This is a genomic window from Sphingomonas phoenicis (assembly GCF_047238005.1).
Classification (GTDB): Bacteria; Pseudomonadota; Alphaproteobacteria; order Sphingomonadales; family Sphingomonadaceae; genus Sphingomonas.
Genome location: NZ_JBDFMC010000002.1, coordinates 735,510 through 751,521 on the forward strand (window position 1 = coordinate 735,510; position 16,012 = coordinate 751,521).

Here is a 16,012-nt window from a genome sequence, read left to right on the forward strand (position 1 = left end):
GCCCGACGATGACGATGACGGCCGCCGGCCGCATACTGGCGGAGACGTTCGACCGGATCGTCATCGTCAACTTGGCCCGACGTCCGGATCGTCGGCGCGAGATGGTGGAACAACTGGCCCGAATCGGGCTGTCGTTCGATCATCCGAAGGTGCTGCGCTTCGACGCTTGTACTTTCGACGACCCCGCGGGCTTTCCCACGCCGGGCACCCGCGGCTGCTTTCACAGTCATCTCGGCGTGTGGCGGGACGCGGCCAAACGGGGCGACCGGTCCGTCCTGCTGCTGGAGGACGACCTCGACTTTGTCGATGACATCGACCGGCGGCTGCCGGCGGCCATGGCGGCGCTAGCTGAGCGAGACTGGACCATGTTCTATGGCGGGGTCTTGCAATGGACGCCCGCAGCGGAGGCCACGTCGCCGCTCGCACTGGCTGGAGCGGATGAACCGATCATGGGCGGCCATTTCGTCGCGGTTCGCGGTGACGCCATTGCCGACCTTGCCAGCTATCTGACGGCGATCCTGACCCGTCCTGCCGGCTGCCCCGACGGCGGCCCCATGCATGTCGATGGCGCCTATGGCTGGTTCCGCAAGGCCAACCCCTCGCTCCAGACGTGGGTCGCGCATCCGGACCTCGGCGTGCAGCGATCCTCCCGAACCGACATCCACCAGCTTGGCTGGAAGGATCGCCTGCCGGGAGTCCGGCAGCTGACCTCGACCGCAAGGCGCCTGCGCCGCGCGTTGCGGTAACCGTCCTTGGGATGGGCGACTGCCCGAACGGAAAGCCCCGCTCCTTCCTGCGAAGGGCGGGGCTTTCGTACGTCAAGGCTGACGGGACACTGCCCCCGCAGCGATCACTCGGCGGCGGCAGTGCCCTTGGCAGGGCGCGTATCGCGGCGCTCGGCGATGCGTGCCGACTTGCCGGTACGGCCACGCAGGTAATAGAGCTTGGCGCGACGGACGGCACCCTTGCGGACGACCTCGATCGAATCGATGTTCGGCGAGTAGAGCGGGAACACGCGCTCGACGCCTTCGCCGAAGCTGATCTTGCGGACCGTGAAGCTCGATCCCATGCCCTTGTTCGAGCGCGCGATGCAGACGCCCTCATACGCCTGGACGCGGGTCCGCTCGCCCTCGACCACCTTCACGCCGACCTTCAGCGTATCGCCGGGGCGGAACTCGGGGATCGCGCGCTTCTCGGTCAGCTTCTGGATCTGCTCGGCTTCGAGCTGCTGGATCAGGTTCATGTCTCAGTCCTTCGTTCGCCGCGCGCCAGAGGGCGGCTGGACCCGAGCGCCCTCGTGGCGCTCCCAAAGGTCCGGCCGCCTTAGCCGTGTATCGGTCTCGGCCATGGACTTGCGCCAGGCCGCGATCCTCGCATGATCCCCCGATCGCAGCACTTCGGGGATCGTGCGCCCTTCCCATGTCACTGGTCGGGTATAATGCGGATATTCGAGGAGCCCGCTTTCGAAGCTCTCATCATCCCCGCTAGAAGCCGCGCCCATTACACCGGGGAGCAGCCGAACGCAAGCGTCGAGCAGGACCAGCGCCCCCATCTCCCCGCCGGAGAGGACATAGTCGCCGATCGATACTTCTTCGATCCGGCGGCCTTCGAACAGGCGCTCGTCGAAGCCCTCGAACCGGCCGCAGAGGACGGTCACTCCCTGCCCCGCCGCCAGCGCCCGGATGCGCGCCTGCGAAAGCGGCCGCCCCCGCGGGGTCATCGCCAGAACGTGTCGGTCGTCGGCGACGCTGTCGAGGGCAGCCGCCACGACATCGGCGCGGAGCACCATGCCGGCGCCGCCGCCCGCCGGAGTGTCGTCCACCGAACGGTGCCGGTCGGTGGCGAAGTCGCGGATCTGGACGGTGTCGATCGCCCAGCGCCCCTCGCGCAGGGCGCGGCCGGCGAGGCTGTGACCAAGGGGTCCCGGGAACATCTCCGGGTAGAGAGTGACGACGGTGGCGCGGAACATGGTCATGACGCCGGCGCGAAGTCGAGGACCTGAAGCGACAGCGACGGCGTCGGTGCCCGCTGGACGCGGCCGGCCACCTTGCCCGTGTCGCAGGTCCAGACGAAACGGCCCTCCATTGCCGAGACGGGGACGATCGGCTCCGTCATCGGACAGCGACCCACCGTCCGCCCGAGCTCCGCAATCTCGGCGCGGCGGCGTTCGCGGCTGCGATCGAGCAGGACGTTGCCGGCGAGTGGGGCTGCCGCCGCGTCGCCCCGCCGCCATGCCGCTCGTGCCGCGTCGTAGGCAGCGGCAAGACCGCTGGATACGGCCAGCGCGCGCGGCGTCGCCAGGCCGGCGGCGTGCAGGACGAGCAGCGCCTGCATCGCCGGTACCGACGGGGCGGCGTAGGTGCGGTTGGCGAAGGCGAAGATGCCGATGCCGGCATCGGGCAACAGCGCCACGACCGACCCGTAGCCCGGATAGCCGCCGGTATGCGTCACCACCCGCCCCAGGTCGCAGTCACCTATGACGAACCATCCCTTGGCATAGGCAACGGGCTGGCGGCAGGCGGTGCCGAGCGCCGGGTACCGGTCGCGGACGGCGACGAAGTTGGCTCCCTCGACGATGCCGCGCACGGTCGAGCGGCGGACCGGGGCATCGTCTGCGCCGTCCCGCGCGGGCCAGCCGGAAAGGAGGAAGGCGACCCACCGGGCATAGTCGTTGGCGGTGGTTTGCAGGCCGCCCATCGCGCCGAACGCACCGTCGGCCATGTCCGGCTCGCGCAGCCAGGCGCCGTCCTGCCACCGATAGCCGAGCGCTCGCTGCGCCTGCGGGCCGGTCAGTACGTCGTAGCCGGTCGACGTCATGCCGAGCGGGCCTAAGAAGGCGCGGGTGATCCAGTCCTGATAAGGGGCGCCGCCGACGTTGGACACGATGCGCCCGAGGGTCGCGTAGCCGAAGTTCGAATACTCCATGCCGAGCCCCGGCGCCTGCGCGAAGGGAACTCCGGCGGCGAGCATGCTGGTGAAGGCGGGTTCGGACAGCGGCTGCTGGCGATCCCCCCATGGGTTGTCCTCGACATAGCCGGCGGTGTGGTGGAGCAGGTCGGCGACGCGGACATGGGGAGAGTCGGTCGTCGGATAGCGCCAGCGGGCCATTTCGGGGACATAGCGCTCGGCCGGCGCCTCCAGCGACAGCTTGCCCTCGTCGCGCAGCTTCAGGATGGCGAGCGCGGTGAACGCCTTGGACATGGAGGCGATGCGGAAGCGGGTATCGGCGGTGACCGGGCGGCGGGTGTCGACGTCCTGTACGCCCAGGCCGCGGACCAGCACCAGACGCCCGTCGCTGACGATGCCGTAGACCAGCCCGGGGATGTGGCGGTCGCGCATATCCGTCTGGAACAGGGCGGTGAGCCGCGGCTCCATGGCGGCGATGGCCGGCGCAGGTCGGGTTGCGGCCGGGGCGGGGGCGGCGAGCGCAGCGGCGATCGGGAGGAGGAAGCGGATCATTCCCGCTTCCTAAGCATGCCGGTCGCCGATTGCATCAGGAACCCCGACCGGCCGATGCGCGCTTCACGCGCATGGATGACTGCATCATCATCGGCGCGGGGCCGGCCGGACTGACGGCGGCGATCTATCTGGCGCGGTTCCGGCTGGACATCCGGCTGTTCGATTCGGGGGACAGCCGGGCGGCGTGGATCCCCCGCACCAACAACCATGCCGGCTATCCCGAGGGCATCCCCGGCCGCGACCTGCTGGCGCGGATGCAGGAGCAGGCGGCGCGGTTCGGCGCGGTGCGGGAGGAGGCGGAGGTGACCGCGATCGAGGTGATCGACGGCGGCTTCGCGGTGCGGGCGGGCGAGCGGACGGCGCGGGCCCGGTCCGTGCTGCTGGCGACCGGCGTGGTCAACAACCGGCCACAGATGGACGTCGGCCTGCACAGCCGGGCGCTGGCGGCCGGGCTGCTGCGGTACTGCCCGATCTGCGACGGGTACGAGGTGACCGACAGGCGGGTGGGCGTGATCGGGCGGGGGCAGCACGGGACCAAGGAGGCGCTGTTCCTGCGCAGCTACACCCGCGACGTGACACTGATCAGCCCCGAGGAGGAGCTGGACCTGGACGCGAGCTGCGAGGCGGCGCTGAACGAGGCGGGGGTCGTGCGGGTGCAGGGCCCGTGCGGCGGCTTCGCGATCGAGGACGACCGCTTCGCCTTCGACACGGCGGAGGGGAGGATGGCATTCGACAGCGTCTATCCGGCGATGGGATCGGTGATCCGGTCGCAGCTGGCGGTGAAGGCGGGTGCGGTGGCCACGGCGGAGGGGTGCCTGGAGGTGGACGACCATCAGCGGACCAGCATCCCCGGTCTGTTCGCGGCGGGCGACGTGGTGAAGGGGCTGGACCAGATCAGCCATGCGATGGGCGAGGCCGGGGTGGCGGCGACGACGATCCGGAATATGCTGAACGATCAACGACCTATGCGGCGTTAGCGGCGGAAGGTAAGGCTAAGGTAAGGCGTAAACACGGTCGTCGCGGCGTGGAAGGTGAGGCTAAGGTAAGGCCTGAACGCGTTTTGGAATGGGTTCGACGACGGCATTCTGCCGCACGGTACGACGTGGGCGAACGTACCACGCTCGACCGACGATCTCAGGGTTTTGGATCATCACCCCGGCGACGGTCGGGTGAAATTCGCATTCGATCACCACGGACGCTCCGGCTGGACCCCGGCCTTCGCCGGGGTGGTGAAGAAGGGTGTGCGACGATCCTTCTCCGGGCGGTGATGTACAGGAAGCGCGGCCGTGTAGGACAGGCGGTCCTTCAATCGAGCCAGGCGGGATCGACGACCAGCCGGCTGGCGTCCCACTCGGGTACCGCTTCGATCCGCATCGGGATCATGAAGCGCTTGCCGGTCGGGCGCTCGATCTCGACGACGTCGCCGGCGCCGAAATTGTCGATGGCGACGACCGTTCCGATCGCCGTGCCGTCGGTGGCGACGGCGGGCAGGCCGAGCAGGTCGGCGTGGTAATATTCACCCTCCGCCAGCGGGGGCAGCGCCGTTCGCGGGACGGTGAGCGTCGTGCCGCGCATCGCCTCTGCAGCGGTGCGATCCTTCACCTCGGCAAAACGGGCGATCGCACCGTTGCCGCCGTGGCGGAGCGAGGTGAGCGTCAGCGCGCCATTGTTGAAGCTTCGGTGCGCCGACAGATCGTCGGCGAACACCTTCAGCCGCACCTCGCCCGCCACGCCGTGCGCGCCGATGACGGCGGCCAGCGTGACGGGCGGCAGTGCATTTTGCCCGGCGACGGTATCAGCCTTGGGGAGAGCCATGTTCCTCCGCTGGCGCATCGTCGGCGCCTTCGGCCGGGTCCAGCGCGGACTGGCCCTGGTTGGTCGCATCCTCGAGATCGTCGGGCGCGGTACGGGGATCGGGATCCTGGATCATCATGCACTCCCTTGGCGGAACGAACATCGGGAACGCATGACATCCGGATCGGCTGCGACGGGACGAAGCGCCGAGGCCACGTCCCGTCGCAGACGGTCGCTGCTTACTGCTCGGCCGTCGCGTCGGCGGCCGGCTCTGCCTCGGCAGCGGGTGCCTCGGCCGGCGCCGATGCCGCGGCTGCGGCCTCCGCCTCGGCGTCCTGCTGCGCCTTCAGCTTCTCGGCACGCTCCTCGGCGCGCTCGGTCGCCTTCTCGCCCGGCTTGCCCTTGTTCGGGTTCTGGCGGGCGGCGCGCTCACGAACGCCGGCGACGTCGAGGAAGCGGGCGACGCGGTCGGTCGGCTGGGCGCCGTTCGACAGCCAGTGCTTCGCACGATCGGCATCGAGGACAATGCGCTTCTCGTCGTCCTTGGCGAGCAGCGGGTTGTAGTTGCCGATCTTCTCGATGAACTTGCCATCGCGCGGGCTGCGCGCGTCGGCGACGACGATGCGGTAGTAGGGGCGCTTCTTGGAGCCGCCACGCGACAGTCGGATGCTGAGTGCCATTATCGGTATTCCTTCTTCATGTTCGTCACCCCGGCACTGGCCGGCGCTTTATGGTTGATGTTTCGCCTGACCACCGGGTGGCCCCTGCCTGCGCAGGGACGACGATGGAGGCGTGTCGTCACTTCTTCTTGATGAAGTTCTCGAAGCCGGGGGGAAGCTGGGGCATGCCCCCCGCCCCGCCGCCCAAGCCAGGCAGGTTTCCGGGCAGACCGGCACCGCCGGCCTTGCCCATCATGTCGCCCAGACCCGGGCCGCCCAGCGCGTTGCCGATGCCGGCCATGCCGCCGGCCGGACCGCCGCGGCCCAGCATCGCCATCATGCCCTTGATCCCGCCCATCTTGCGGATCTTCTTCATGGCGGTGGACATCTCCTGGTGCATCTTCAGGAGCTTGTTGACCTCCTGCACCGTGGTGCCCGACCCCTTGGCGATGCGGATCTTGCGCTTGGCGTTGATCAGCTCGGGCTTGTTCCGCTCCTTCACGGTCATCGACCCGATCATCGCGTCCATGTGGATCAGGACCTTGTCGCCACCGGCCTGCTGGAGTGCGCCCTGCGCCTTCTTCATGCCGGGCATCATGCCCGCGAGCGCACCGAGCCCACCCATGCGGCGCATCTGCGCCAGCTGGCCACGCAGGTCGTTCATGTCGAACTGACCCTTGGCCATCTTGGCGGCCATCCGCTCGGCGTCTTCCTGCTGGATCGACTCCGCGGCACGCTCGACCAGCGAGACGACGTCGCCCATGCCAAGAATGCGGCCGGCGACACGCTCGGGATGGAAGGCCTCCAGCGCATCCATCTTCTCGCCGGTGCCGGCGAACTTGATGGGCTTGCCGGTGACCGAGCGCATCGACAGCGCGGCGCCGCCGCGCGCGTCGCCGTCCATCCGGGTCAGCACCACGCCGGTCAACGGCACCTGATCCGAGAAGTTCTGCGCGACGTTGACCGCGTCCTGACCGGTCAGCGAATCGACGACGAGCAGGATTTCCTGCGGCCGGGCGATGTCGGCGACCGCCTTCATCTCGTCCATCAGCGCCTGATCGACATGGAGACGACCGGCGGTGTCGAGCATCAGGACGTCATAACCCTGAAGCTTCGCCGCCTGCATCGCGCGGCGGGCGATCTCGACCGGCTGCTGGCCGGGAACGATCGGCAGCGTCGCGACATCGACCTGCGTGCCGAGGGTCGCCAGCTGCTCCTGCGCATTGGGGCGATTGACGTCGAGCGACGCCATCAGCACCTTCTTGCGCTCGCGGCCCGTCAACCGCTTGGCGATCTTGGCGGTGGTGGTGGTCTTCCCCGAGCCCTGAAGGCCGACCATCATGACGACGGCGGGGGGCGTGACGTCGAGCAGCAGCGTCGATTCGTCGGCGCCCAGCATCGCGATCAGCGCGTCGTGGACGATCTTGACGACCTGCTGACCCGGCGTGACCGAGCGCAGCACGCCCTGGCCGATCGCCTGCTCGGTCACCTTGTCGACGAAATCGCGGGCGACAGGCAGCGCCACATCCGCCTCGAGCAGCGCGACGCGCACTTCGCGCATCGCGCCGCGCACATCCGCCTCGGTCAGCGCACCGCGACCGCGCAGCCGGTCGAAGACGCCGCCAAGCCGGTCGCTCAAGCTCTCGAACATCGCCTATCCAGCCTCTTGTACCCGCCAAACGCAAAAGCGCCGGCGGGCGAAACTCGCCGGCCAGCGGGCACGCCGCGCCGGGGCGGTCGTGCTGATCTTCAGCGTCCGGCTAAACGAACGTGGGCGGCGGTATAGGTTAGTTTAACTCGACGCACAACCCGAGCACCTCCCGTCACCCCGGACTTGATCCGGGGTCTCGCTTTACCGGTCACCGGAACAGGAAGCGGGATCCCGGCTCAAGGCCGGGATGACGATGAAGGACGCTACCAGCCTCCGCCCGTTTCCTCCAGCCACGCCTGCTCCTCGGCGGTCGTTTCCCGGCCGAGCGCGGCGTTGCGGCCGGGGAAGCGGGCGAAGCGGCGGAACACGTCGCGGTGATCGCGGGCGAAGGCGGCATTCTCCTCGATCCCCAGCGCCTCGAACCGTTCGACGCTCATGTCCTGCAAGGGACCGTCCTCGGCATGCATGAGCGGCATGTAGAGGAAGACCCGGCGTTCGGGCGACAGGCGTGCGCCCCCCCCCGTCGCGGATCGCGGCCAGCGTCAGGCGCACCGCGAGGTCGTCCGCCTCGAACGCGCGGGCGGTGCCGCGATGGATGTTGCGCGAGAACTGATCGAGCAGGATGATCGCGGCGAGGAGCGTGTCGGGATCGCTCCGCCAGGCGGCCGCATCGCTCGCCAGTACCGCGTCGCGTGCGGTGCCGAAGCGGTCGGCGATCACACGGTCGCGGGCCGCATCCTTGCCGAACTGCTGTTCCTTCGTCAGGGCGAACCAACAGTCCAGCACGGCGCGCGCCATGTCATGGACTTGAGGGCCGCCGGTCACTAGATCGCTCGCCATGTCTTTCCCCGAGCCGGAGGTCGTCAGCCTCGGCTGTCGGCTGAACATTGCCGAGAGCGAAACGATCCGTACGCTGGCCGCCGGGCGCGACATGGTGGTGGTGAACAGCTGCGCGGTGACCAACGAGGCGGTCAAGCAATCGCGCGCCGCCATCCGCCGCGCGGCCCGCCTGCGGCCGGATGCCGAGCTGGTGGTGACGGGCTGCGCGGCCGAGATCGATCCCGCAGCGTTCGCGGCGATGCCGGAAGTGTCGCGGGTGGTCGGAAACGTCGCCAAGCTGCGCCCGGACAGCTGGGGCGCGGCCGCGGCCGCCGTGCCGACCGTCTTTGCCGGGCACGCCCGCGCCTTTGTCGAGGTGCAGAACGGGTGCGACCACTCGTGCACCTTCTGCATCATCCCGCAGGGCCGCGGGACCAGCCGGTCGTCGCCGGCGGGCGCGGTGGTCGACCGGGTCCGGGCGCTGGTGGACGCGGGGCACCGCGAGGTGGTGCTGACCGGCGTCGACCTGACCAGTTACGGCCCCGACCTGCCGGGCGCGCCGACGCTGGGGATGCTGGTGGAGCGGATCCTGCGCCACGTGCCGGCGCTGGAGCGGCTGCGGCTGCGGCTGTCGTCGCTCGATTCGGTCGAGATCGACGACCGGCTGTTCGCGATCGTGACGCAGGACGAACGGGTGATGCCGCACCTGCACCTGTCGCTGCAGGCGGGCAGCGACCTGATCCTGAAGCGGATGAAGCGGCGGCACACGCGCGGGCAGTCGGTCGCGCTGGTCGATCGGCTGCTGGCGGCGCGGCCGGCGATCGCGATCGGGGCGGACCTGATCGCCGGCTTTCCGACCGAGGACGAGGCGATGTTCGCCGATACGCTGGCGCTGATCGCCGATGCGCGGATCGTCCACGCGCATATCTTCCCCTTCTCCCCGCGGACCGGCACGCCGGCGGCGCGGATGCCGCAGGTGGCGCCCGACGTGCGGCGCGAACGGGCGGCACGGCTGCGCGCGGCGGCGGCGACCGCGCGGCGGAGCTGGCTGGCGACGCTGGTCGGCACCCGCCAGGCGATGCTGGTCGAGCGGCCCGGCGACCGCGGCCATGCGCCCAACCACGCCGCCATCACCTGTTCCACCGTGGCGGAGCCCGGCAGCGTCCGGGACGTTCGGATCACCGGCGCCACCGATACTGGCCTGATCGGATCAATGACATGAGCACGACACCTTCGTGGCACGAGAAGCTGCTGGGCGGATTCCGCCGGACGTCGGACCGGCTGGTCGGCAATCTCGCCGGGCTGGGCGGCGCGCGGCTGGACGACGACACGCTGGACGAGATCGAGGAGGCGCTGATCGCGTCCGACCTGGGCCCCGCCACCGCGGGGAATATCCGCACGCGCCTGGCCGAGGGCACGTTCGGGCGCGACATGGAGGAGCTGGGCATCAGGCTGGTCGTGGCCGAGGAGGTCGAGAAGGCGCTGGCGAAGGTGGCGACGCCGCTGGAGATCGATGCCTTTCCGCGACCGCAGGTGATCCTGGTGATCGGCGTGAACGGATCGGGCAAGACGACGACGATCGCCAAGCTGGCGCACCTGTTCATGGAGCAGGATTACGGCGTGATGCTGGCCGCCGGCGACACGTTCCGGGCGGCGGCGATCGGGCAGCTGAGGACCTGGGCGGACCGCGTGGGCGTGCCGATCGTGACCGGCAAGGAGGGCGGCGACGCGGCCGGCATCGTGTTCGAGGCGGTGAAGCAGGCGACGGCGACGGGGATCGACGTGCTGATCGTCGACACCGCCGGCCGCCTGCAGAACAAGCGCGAGCTGATGGACGAGCTGTCCAAGATCCGCCGCGTGCTGGGGCGGCTGAACCCCGAGGCGCCGCACGACGTGGTGCTGGTGCTGGACGCGACCACGGGGCAGAATGCGCTGAACCAGATCGAAGTGTTCCGCGACGTGGCGGGGGTGACCGGCCTCGTCATGACCAAGCTGGACGGGACGGCGCGGGGCGGCGTGCTGGTCGCGGCGGCGGAGCGGTACGGCCTGCCGATCCACGCGATCGGCGTGGGCGAGGGCATGACCGACCTGCGGCCGTTCGACGCCAACGAGGTCAGCCGCATCATCGCCGGCGTCGAAGGGGTACGGAAGTGACGGTTTCCCGCGACATCACCGACGATGCGGCCCTGCGCGCGACCGAGCTGCGCGAGGGATCGGCGGGGGTCCGCATGGCGGTCGACTATGCGCCGCTGATCGTCTTCTTCCTCGTCAATTTCCTGGCGCCGGCCGAGCCGATGATGCGGCTGGTCGCGGCGTTCAGCGGCATATTGAGCGACATGGACCGGCTGGGAGCGCTGGTCATCGCGCGGGTGATCTGCGCGACGGGCGCGTTCGTGATCGCCACGGTGATCGCGATCGTCGTGTCGCGGGTGAAGCTGGGCCATGTATCGCCGATGCTGTGGATATCGGGCGTGCTGGTCGTCGTGTTCGGCGGGCTGACGATCTATTTCCACGATCCACGCTTCATCCAGATGAAGCCGACCATCGTCTATGCGACGTTCTGCGCGGTACTGGTGTTCGGACTGGTGACGGGGCGGCCGCTGCTGGAAGGGCTGCTGGGCACCGCCTATCCCGGTCTTAGCGCGCTTGGCTGGCGCAAGCTGACGCGCAACTGGGCGGTGTTCTTCGCCGGCATGGCGGTGCTGAACGAGGTGGTGTGGCGCAACGCCGGCTGGAACTTCTGGGTCGGCTTCAAGCTGTGGGGCGCCATCCCGCTGACGCTGGGGTTCGCGATCGCCAATCTGCCGATGCTGTTGCGGCATGGCCTGCAGGCGGGCGATGCCGATGCGGCAGCGAAGGAATTGCCGCCGGAGTGATCCCGACCCGTCACCCCGGCCATGGCCGGGATGACGGGAGGGAACTTGCGTTTACTTCGCGACGGCGTCGTAGCGCTGGCCGACGGTGTCCCAGTCGACCACGTCCCACCATGCCTTCAGATAGCCGGGACGGTCGTTCATGTAGGTGAGGTAATAGGCGTGTTCCCACACGTCGTTGCCAAGCAGCGGCGTGCCGGGATCCTTGGCATCGTCCATCAGGGGATTGTCCTGATTGGGCGTGCTCGTCACCTTCAGCTTGCCCGACGCATCAGCGATCAGCCACGCCCAGCCCGAACCGAACTGGCCCGCGCCCTTGGTGTTGAACTCCTCCTTCAGCTTGTCGAGCCCGCCGAAATCGCGGTCGATCGCCTCGGCGAGCTTGCCGGAGGGCTGGCCACCGCCCTGCTTCATGGTCTTCCAGAAGAAGTCGTGGTTCCAGTAGCCGCCGCCATTGTTGCGGATGCCGGCCGGCAGTGACGAGATCATGCCGAGGATGTCCTCGATCGACTTGCCCGCCAGCTTGTCGTCGGCGGCGACGAACTCGTTCAGCTTGTTGGTGTAGGCGGCGTGGTGCTTGTCGTGGTGGAACGTCATCGTCTCCTTCGAGATCGTCGGCTCCAGCGCGTCATAGGCATAAGGAAGGGGTGGCAATTCGAACGCCATCTGGCTTCTCCTGATTGGGTCGCACGGCAAACGCGCGGCACCCCCAATTGGTCCGTCGCCGGCAGTTACGCAACCGTTCCGATCAGATCGTGGCGGCGCAGCGCGTGGCGCAGCTGGTCGTAGGACAGGCCGAGCGCCTCGGCGGTCTGGCGCTGGTTGAACCGATGTTCGGCCAGGCTGCGGGCGAGCAGATCCCGCTCGAACGAGGCCACGCGCGACTTGAAGTCCGACGGACCGATCTCGCAGGCGGTAACCTCTTCGTCGTCCGAAGCGGGCTGCACCGGCTGCGGCGGGGCGGCAGCCTGATCGGCGCGGGTGACGGCCGCCGCCTGCGGCTGCGGACGATAGGGCGAGGCGAAGGGATCGATCTCGATATGGTCGATCGGTCCGCGATCCTCCCACCGGTACACCGCGCGTTCGACGACGTTACGCAGCTCGCGGACGTTGCCGGGCCAGCGATGCCGGGTCAGCTGCTCGAGCGCGGCGGGGCCGAAGCCGTGCCAGCGGTCGCGGCTCAGCTCGGCCGCCATTCGCCGCCCGAAATGATCGGCGAGGACGTGGATATCGCCGGCGCGGCTGCGCAGCGGCGGCAGCGTCACCACCTCGAACGACAGCCGGTCGAGCAGATCGGCGCGAAACTCGTGCCGGTCGACCTTGTCGGGCAGGTGTTCGTTGGTGGCCGCGACGATGCGGACGTCGACGCGCAAGGGCCGCGACGAGCCGATGCGGGTGATCTCGCCATATTCCACCGCGCGCAGCAGCCGCTCCTGCGCGCCCATCGACAGGGTGCCGAGCTCGTCGAGGAACAGCGTGCCGCCGTCCGCCTCCTCGAACCGGCCGACGCGCGCCTTGGTCGCGCCGGTGAAGGCGCCCGCCTCGTGCCCGAACAGCTCCGCCTCGATCAGCGTCTCGGGCAGCGCGGCGCAGTTCATCACCACCAGCGGCTGGTCCCAGCGGGGCGACAGGCGGTGCAGCCGCTCTGCGACGAGTTCCTTGCCGGTTCCCCGCTCGCCGATCACCAGCACCGGACGATCGAGTGCCGCCGCGCGGCTGGCGCGTTCGAGAGCGTCGAGAAACGCCCCCGACTGGCCGATGACCTGGCTTGCCCGTTCCATCGCCGATGATTGGCGTAGAATCCCAACGCTTGGCAAGCCCCGGTGTGACGGAGGCAGTATTCCGCGCATAGCAAGATCAGCGAGCGCGATCCACAAGCCGTTGTTTCAATTGGGTAAGTTTCGACTGCTGCGCAACGATGGTGGGTGGTTCCCGGATTTGGCACGCCCCCTGCAATACCTCGGACATACCGCCCCGGCGGACACACACAGCATCACGGAGGACACCATGTTCAAGGATTTCGCCAGCAAGTTCGCCGCCCTGACCCTCACCGTCCTGACCAGCGCGACGCTGATCGTGAGTGCGGTCGGGCCCGCGACCGCACAGGACGGCAAGGCAGCTGTCGCCAGCGCCACCCGCTTCATGGCATAAGCGCATGAACGCCATTCCCGCCCCTCAGGAGTTCATGATGGGAATTTTCAGCCGAACCCGCGACATCGTCGCCGCCAACTTCGCCGATCTGCTCGACAAGGCGGAAGACCCGTCGAAGATGATCCGGATGATCATCCTCGAGATGGAAGAGACGCTGGTCGAGGTGCGCGCCTCCGCGGCGCGGACGATCGCCGACCAGAAGGAGATGCGGCGGCACATCGGCAAGCTGGAACAGCTGCAGACCAATTGGACCGAGAAGGCGGAACTGGCACTGTCGAAGGACCGCGAGGACCTGGCCAAGGCGGCGCTGGTCGAGCGGCAGAAGGCCACCGACATGGCCGACCAGCTGAAGGCGGAGATCCAGGTTCTGGACGACGCGCTGCGCGCCTCCGAAGAGGACATCGCCAAGTTGCAGGGCCGCCTGCGCGAGGCGCGGAACAAGCAGTCGTCGATCCAGACGCGGCTGGAGAGCGCCAACAACCGGTATCGCCTGCGCGACATGTATGCCGGCCCCAAGACGCAGGAGGCGTTCAGCCGCTTCGGCGAGCTGGAGCGCCGCGCCGACGAGGCCGAGGGCCGTGCCGAGGCGATGGGCCTGGGCGTGTCGAAGAGCCTGGAGGACGAGATCGCCGAGTTGCGCCAGAGCGACCGGGTCGATGCCGAACTGGCGGCGCTGAAGGCCCGCCTGAACAAGTCGGAGGGGTGAGATGCTCGATGAAGTGCTGCTCCCCGTCCTCATCTGCGGCATGCTGTTCATCGGCCTGCCCTGGCTGATCCTCCACTATGTCTCGCAGTGGAAGCGGGCGCCGAAGATCACCGAGGAGGACGAGCGGATGCTGGACGAGATGTACAATCTCGCCCGCCGCCTGGAGGACCGCCTGAACACCGTCGAGCGCATCGTCGCCGCCGACAATCCCGAGTGGAAGCCGGGACTGAACGCGCCGCAGACGCCGACCCAGTATCAACTCGACCGCAACCTTGACCGGAGCAACTGAGATGGCCGCCCGTACCCAATTCTACCTGAACAAGCAGGACGCCAAGTGGAAGGGCGTGTGCGCCGGGATCGCCGATTACACCGGGGTCGAGGTGCTGTGGGTCAGGCTCGGCATGGCCGGGATGACCGTGATCGCCCAGCAATGGTGGCTGATCGCCGCGTACATGATCGTGGCGTGGATCGTCGATCCCAAGCCCGCCGGCCTGTACGAGACGCAGGACGACGCCAAGTTCTGGCAGGGCGTGCGATCGAACCCGCAGCGCTCCAGCGCCGAGGTGCGGTCCAAGCTGCGCGACATCGATCGCCGGCTGGCCGACATGGAGACGCATTTCACCAGCCGGAACACCCAGCTGGCCGACGAGATCGACGCGCTGCGCTGAGCCGGACGGGCTCGCGACCGGCGCTCAAGAGGGAGAGTTGCAATGGAATGGGGTGGACCTTTCTTCGTCCTCGCGATCATCGCGATCTCGACGGGCGGCTGGATCATCAACAACTGGATCCGCGCCAAGCACGGCTATGCGCCCACCGACGACTGGGGCAGGGTCGATGCCAGCGGCAGGATCGACGACCGGCGCACGGTGCAGCTGCTCACCAGCGAGAACGAGAAGCTGACCGGTCAGGTCGGCCGGCTGGAAGAGCGGATCGCGGTGCTGGAGCGGATCGCGACCGACCCGGCGGAGCGCACCGCGCGCGCCATCGACTCGCTGCGCTGAAGGGAGCGACGACATGCCCTTTCCCTTCGAGGCCTTTGCGCCGGTCGCGGTCATCGTCGGCCTGTCCGGTGTGGGCGGCTGGGTGCTGACCACCTGGATGCGGATCAAGAACGGCTATCCGCTGGACGGCGCCTGGGGCCAGGCGGTGTATCCCCGCAAGGATGCCGAAACGGCCGAGCGGATCAAGCTGCTGAGCCAGGAGAACGCGCAGCTGCGTGCCGAACTGGGCTCGGTCAAGGACCGGCTGGTGAATGTCGAGCGGATCGTGACGGACAGCGGCAACCTGCTGAGCCACGAGATCGACCGCCTGCGCAGCCCCGCCAACTGAGGAGCGGCCCCGATGGACAAGTATAGTTTCGTCATCGCCTTCTTCTTCATCGTCGTCGGCCTGCCGGTGATCGTGGGGGTCGGCGGCGACACGCTGAAGCGCTGGCTGAAGCACAAGGAGAAGATGGCCGAGGCCCTGAGCGCACAGACGGCGGAGAAGGCAGCGCAATATGCCGCGCATACCGAACGGCTGGAGCAGCGGGTGCGCGTGCTGGAGCGGATCGTGACCGACAAGGGTCACGACCTGTCCGACGAAATCGAGCGGCTGCGCGACGACGGCGCGGTGCCGCGGATCAACTGAACCTCATCCTTTTCGGGGAGTGGAGAACATGAATCCCTTTTCGATGGTCGTCGCGATCATCCTCATCGTATCGGTCAGCAAGATCATCTCCCGATACATCACCGCCAGAAGCACCCAGCAGAACACGGTCGTCCAGAGCGCCGACGCGATGCGCGCGCAGGAAGAGGTACGCCTGCTGAAGGAACGCGTCGCCGTGCTGGAGCGCGTCATCACCGACAATCACGGCAGCCTCGGCCTCGATCGCGAGATCGAGCGGCTGCGCGACCGCTGA

The 16,012-nt window shown here is 68.5% G+C and carries 23 protein-coding genes and 1 pseudogene; 13 read left to right on the forward strand and 11 right to left on the reverse strand.

Annotation, left to right across the window (positions count from 1 at the left end):
* Positions 1–8 precede the first annotated feature (8 nt).
* A complete protein-coding gene (locus tag ABC319_RS04535) occupies positions 9–746 on the forward strand; it encodes a glycosyltransferase family 25 protein (protein ID WP_413069091.1) in 738 nt (245 codons plus the stop codon).
* 104 nt (positions 747–850) lie between these two features.
* Here ABC319_RS04535 and rplS read toward each other — a convergent pair whose 3' ends face one another.
* The 3 genes from rplS to ABC319_RS04550 are packed head-to-tail and all read right to left on the reverse strand — an operon-like array spanning position 851 to position 3,459.
* A complete protein-coding gene (rplS, locus tag ABC319_RS04540; protein ID WP_305171621.1) occupies positions 851–1,243 on the reverse strand; it encodes a 50S ribosomal protein L19 in 393 nt (130 codons plus the stop codon).
* Positions 1,244–1,246: 3 nt separating this feature from the next.
* Positions 1,247–1,975 carry a tRNA (guanosine(37)-N1)-methyltransferase TrmD gene (gene trmD / locus ABC319_RS04545; RefSeq protein WP_413069092.1) on the reverse strand — a complete coding sequence of 243 codons (729 nt, stop codon included), beginning with the start codon at positions 1,973–1,975 and terminating at the stop codon, positions 1,247–1,249.
* Positions 1,972–3,459, reverse strand: a complete 1,488-nt coding sequence (locus tag ABC319_RS04550; RefSeq protein WP_413069093.1) for a serine hydrolase domain-containing protein — start codon at positions 3,457–3,459, stop codon at positions 1,972–1,974. The genes trmD and ABC319_RS04550 overlap by 4 nt, the downstream gene beginning before the upstream one ends.
* A 71-nt stretch (positions 3,460–3,530) precedes the next feature.
* Here ABC319_RS04550 and ABC319_RS04555 point away from each other — a divergent pair, with 71 nt between their 5' ends.
* A complete protein-coding gene (locus ABC319_RS04555; protein ID WP_413071610.1) occupies positions 3,531–4,436 on the forward strand; it encodes an NAD(P)/FAD-dependent oxidoreductase in 906 nt (301 codons plus the stop codon).
* Between the two features lie 328 nt (positions 4,437–4,764).
* Here ABC319_RS04555 and rimM read toward each other — a convergent pair whose 3' ends face one another.
* The 6 genes and pseudogenes from rimM to ABC319_RS04585 all read right to left on the reverse strand — a co-directional run.
* The gene (gene rimM / locus ABC319_RS04560; protein ID WP_413069094.1) at positions 4,765–5,274 is read right to left on the reverse strand and encodes a ribosome maturation factor RimM; all 510 of its coding nucleotides are present in this window, start codon (positions 5,272–5,274) and stop codon (positions 4,765–4,767) included.
* A complete protein-coding gene (locus ABC319_RS04565) occupies positions 5,255–5,389 on the reverse strand; it encodes a hypothetical protein (RefSeq protein WP_413069095.1) in 135 nt (44 codons plus the stop codon). The genes rimM and ABC319_RS04565 overlap by 20 nt, the downstream gene beginning before the upstream one ends.
* A 103-nt stretch (positions 5,390–5,492) precedes the next feature.
* Complete coding sequence (rpsP, locus tag ABC319_RS04570; protein WP_413069096.1) at positions 5,493–5,933, reverse strand: 30S ribosomal protein S16; 441 nt, start codon at positions 5,931–5,933, stop codon at positions 5,493–5,495.
* A gap of 118 nt (positions 5,934–6,051) precedes the next feature.
* Entirely contained in the window at positions 6,052–7,563 is a 1,512-nt protein-coding gene (gene ffh, locus ABC319_RS04575) for a signal recognition particle protein (RefSeq protein WP_413069097.1), read from the reverse strand.
* 263 nt (positions 7,564–7,826) lie between these two features.
* Positions 7,827–8,039 (reverse strand): DUF924 family protein, encoded by a 213-nt coding sequence (locus ABC319_RS04580; protein ID WP_413069098.1) that lies wholly within the window; start codon positions 8,037–8,039, stop codon positions 7,827–7,829.
* A gap of 103 nt (positions 8,040–8,142) precedes the next feature.
* A pseudogene (locus tag ABC319_RS04585) lies at positions 8,143–8,496 on the reverse strand (DUF924 family protein); the annotation flags it as partial.
* Between ABC319_RS04585 and mtaB the strand changes: the two are divergent.
* The 3 genes from mtaB (at position 8,402) to ABC319_RS04600 (ending at position 11,258) form a co-directional block, all read left to right on the forward strand.
* Positions 8,402–9,604, forward strand: a complete 1,203-nt coding sequence (mtaB, locus tag ABC319_RS04590; RefSeq protein WP_413069099.1) for a tRNA (N(6)-L-threonylcarbamoyladenosine(37)-C(2))-methylthiotransferase MtaB — start codon at positions 8,402–8,404, stop codon at positions 9,602–9,604. The pseudogene ABC319_RS04585 and the gene mtaB sit on opposite strands and share 95 nt — an antisense overlap.
* Positions 9,601–10,536: a signal recognition particle-docking protein FtsY gene (gene ftsY / locus ABC319_RS04595; RefSeq protein ID WP_413069100.1), complete on the forward strand. Its 936-nt coding sequence runs from the start codon at positions 9,601–9,603 to the stop codon at positions 10,534–10,536. The genes mtaB and ftsY overlap by 4 nt, the downstream gene beginning before the upstream one ends.
* 74 nt (positions 10,537–10,610) lie before the next feature.
* Positions 10,611–11,258, forward strand: coding sequence for an inner membrane-spanning protein YciB (locus ABC319_RS04600; RefSeq protein ID WP_413071611.1), 648 nt, complete (start codon positions 10,611–10,613; stop codon positions 11,256–11,258).
* 51 nt (positions 11,259–11,309) lie between these two features.
* Here ABC319_RS04600 and ABC319_RS04605 read toward each other — a convergent pair whose 3' ends face one another.
* Together ABC319_RS04605 and pspF are read right to left on the reverse strand one after the other, a co-directional pair.
* Complete coding sequence (locus ABC319_RS04605) at positions 11,310–11,921, reverse strand: superoxide dismutase (RefSeq protein WP_413069101.1); 612 nt, start codon at positions 11,919–11,921, stop codon at positions 11,310–11,312.
* A gap of 65 nt (positions 11,922–11,986) precedes the next feature.
* Positions 11,987–13,036, reverse strand: a complete 1,050-nt coding sequence (gene pspF, locus ABC319_RS04610) for a phage shock protein operon transcriptional activator (protein WP_413069102.1) — start codon at positions 13,034–13,036, stop codon at positions 11,987–11,989.
* A gap of 226 nt (positions 13,037–13,262) precedes the next feature.
* Between pspF and ABC319_RS04615 the strand changes: the two genes are divergently transcribed.
* Genes ABC319_RS04615 through ABC319_RS04650 form a run of 8 tightly spaced genes read left to right on the forward strand, consistent with a single transcriptional unit; the run spans position 13,263 to position 16,012 of the window.
* Positions 13,263–13,406: a hypothetical protein gene (locus ABC319_RS04615; protein WP_413069103.1), complete on the forward strand. Its 144-nt coding sequence runs from the start codon at positions 13,263–13,265 to the stop codon at positions 13,404–13,406.
* Positions 13,407–13,443: 37 nt separating this feature from the next.
* Positions 13,444–14,112, forward strand: a complete 669-nt coding sequence (gene pspA / locus ABC319_RS04620) for a phage shock protein PspA (protein WP_413071612.1) — start codon at positions 13,444–13,446, stop codon at positions 14,110–14,112.
* Position 14,113: 1 nt separating this feature from the next.
* On the forward strand, positions 14,114–14,401 hold the full coding sequence (pspB, locus tag ABC319_RS04625) for an envelope stress response membrane protein PspB (RefSeq protein ID WP_413069104.1): 288 nt from the start codon (positions 14,114–14,116) through the stop codon (positions 14,399–14,401).
* 1 nt (position 14,402) lies between these two features.
* Complete coding sequence (gene pspC / locus ABC319_RS04630) at positions 14,403–14,780, forward strand: envelope stress response membrane protein PspC (RefSeq protein WP_413069105.1); 378 nt, start codon at positions 14,403–14,405, stop codon at positions 14,778–14,780.
* 42 nt (positions 14,781–14,822) lie between these two features.
* On the forward strand, positions 14,823–15,113 hold the full coding sequence (locus ABC319_RS04635; RefSeq protein WP_413069106.1) for a hypothetical protein: 291 nt from the start codon (positions 14,823–14,825) through the stop codon (positions 15,111–15,113).
* A gap of 13 nt (positions 15,114–15,126) precedes the next feature.
* Entirely contained in the window at positions 15,127–15,441 is a 315-nt protein-coding gene (locus tag ABC319_RS04640) for a hypothetical protein (protein ID WP_413069107.1), read from the forward strand.
* Between the two features lie 12 nt (positions 15,442–15,453).
* Entirely contained in the window at positions 15,454–15,741 is a 288-nt protein-coding gene (locus tag ABC319_RS04645; protein WP_413069108.1) for a hypothetical protein, read from the forward strand.
* Between the two features lie 28 nt (positions 15,742–15,769).
* Positions 15,770–16,012 (forward strand): hypothetical protein, encoded by a 243-nt coding sequence (locus ABC319_RS04650; protein WP_413069109.1) that lies wholly within the window; start codon positions 15,770–15,772, stop codon positions 16,010–16,012.

What these genes read in the sequence shown, in the direction of transcription:
- ABC319_RS04535 (WP_413069091.1), top strand. Translation starts at nt 9, where the DNA reads ATGACGATGACGGCCGCCGGCCGCATACTGGCGGAGACGTTCGACCGG.
- rplS (WP_305171621.1), bottom strand. Translation starts at nt 1,243, where the DNA reads ATGAACCTGATCCAGCAGCTCGAAGCCGAGCAGATCCAGAAGCTGACC.
- trmD (WP_413069092.1), bottom strand. Translation starts at nt 1,975, where the DNA reads ATGACCATGTTCCGCGCCACCGTCGTCACTCTCTACCCGGAGATGTTC.
- ABC319_RS04550 (WP_413069093.1), bottom strand. Translation starts at nt 3,459, where the DNA reads ATGATCCGCTTCCTCCTCCCGATCGCCGCTGCGCTCGCCGCCCCCGCC.
- ABC319_RS04555 (WP_413071610.1), top strand. Translation starts at nt 3,531, where the DNA reads ATGGATGACTGCATCATCATCGGCGCGGGGCCGGCCGGACTGACGGCG.
- rimM (WP_413069094.1), bottom strand. Translation starts at nt 5,274, where the DNA reads ATGGCTCTCCCCAAGGCTGATACCGTCGCCGGGCAAAATGCACTGCCG.
- ABC319_RS04565 (WP_413069095.1), bottom strand. Translation starts at nt 5,389, where the DNA reads ATGATCCAGGATCCCGATCCCCGTACCGCGCCCGACGATCTCGAGGAT.
- rpsP (WP_413069096.1), bottom strand. Translation starts at nt 5,933, where the DNA reads ATGGCACTCAGCATCCGACTGTCGCGTGGCGGCTCCAAGAAGCGCCCC.
- ffh (WP_413069097.1), bottom strand. Translation starts at nt 7,563, where the DNA reads ATGTTCGAGAGCTTGAGCGACCGGCTTGGCGGCGTCTTCGACCGGCTG.
- ABC319_RS04580 (WP_413069098.1), bottom strand. Translation starts at nt 8,039, where the DNA reads ATGCCGCTCATGCATGCCGAGGACGGTCCCTTGCAGGACATGAGCGTC.
- mtaB (WP_413069099.1), top strand. Translation starts at nt 8,402, where the DNA reads ATGTCTTTCCCCGAGCCGGAGGTCGTCAGCCTCGGCTGTCGGCTGAAC.
- ftsY (WP_413069100.1), top strand. Translation starts at nt 9,601, where the DNA reads ATGAGCACGACACCTTCGTGGCACGAGAAGCTGCTGGGCGGATTCCGC.
- ABC319_RS04600 (WP_413071611.1), top strand. Translation starts at nt 10,611, where the DNA reads ATGGCGGTCGACTATGCGCCGCTGATCGTCTTCTTCCTCGTCAATTTC.
- ABC319_RS04605 (WP_413069101.1), bottom strand. Translation starts at nt 11,921, where the DNA reads ATGGCGTTCGAATTGCCACCCCTTCCTTATGCCTATGACGCGCTGGAG.
- pspF (WP_413069102.1), bottom strand. Translation starts at nt 13,036, where the DNA reads ATGGAACGGGCAAGCCAGGTCATCGGCCAGTCGGGGGCGTTTCTCGAC.
- ABC319_RS04615 (WP_413069103.1), top strand. Translation starts at nt 13,263, where the DNA reads ATGTTCAAGGATTTCGCCAGCAAGTTCGCCGCCCTGACCCTCACCGTC.
- pspA (WP_413071612.1), top strand. Translation starts at nt 13,444, where the DNA reads ATGGGAATTTTCAGCCGAACCCGCGACATCGTCGCCGCCAACTTCGCC.
- pspB (WP_413069104.1), top strand. Translation starts at nt 14,114, where the DNA reads ATGCTCGATGAAGTGCTGCTCCCCGTCCTCATCTGCGGCATGCTGTTC.
- pspC (WP_413069105.1), top strand. Translation starts at nt 14,403, where the DNA reads ATGGCCGCCCGTACCCAATTCTACCTGAACAAGCAGGACGCCAAGTGG.
- ABC319_RS04635 (WP_413069106.1), top strand. Translation starts at nt 14,823, where the DNA reads ATGGAATGGGGTGGACCTTTCTTCGTCCTCGCGATCATCGCGATCTCG.
- ABC319_RS04640 (WP_413069107.1), top strand. Translation starts at nt 15,127, where the DNA reads ATGCCCTTTCCCTTCGAGGCCTTTGCGCCGGTCGCGGTCATCGTCGGC.
- ABC319_RS04645 (WP_413069108.1), top strand. Translation starts at nt 15,454, where the DNA reads ATGGACAAGTATAGTTTCGTCATCGCCTTCTTCTTCATCGTCGTCGGC.
- ABC319_RS04650 (WP_413069109.1), top strand. Translation starts at nt 15,770, where the DNA reads ATGAATCCCTTTTCGATGGTCGTCGCGATCATCCTCATCGTATCGGTC.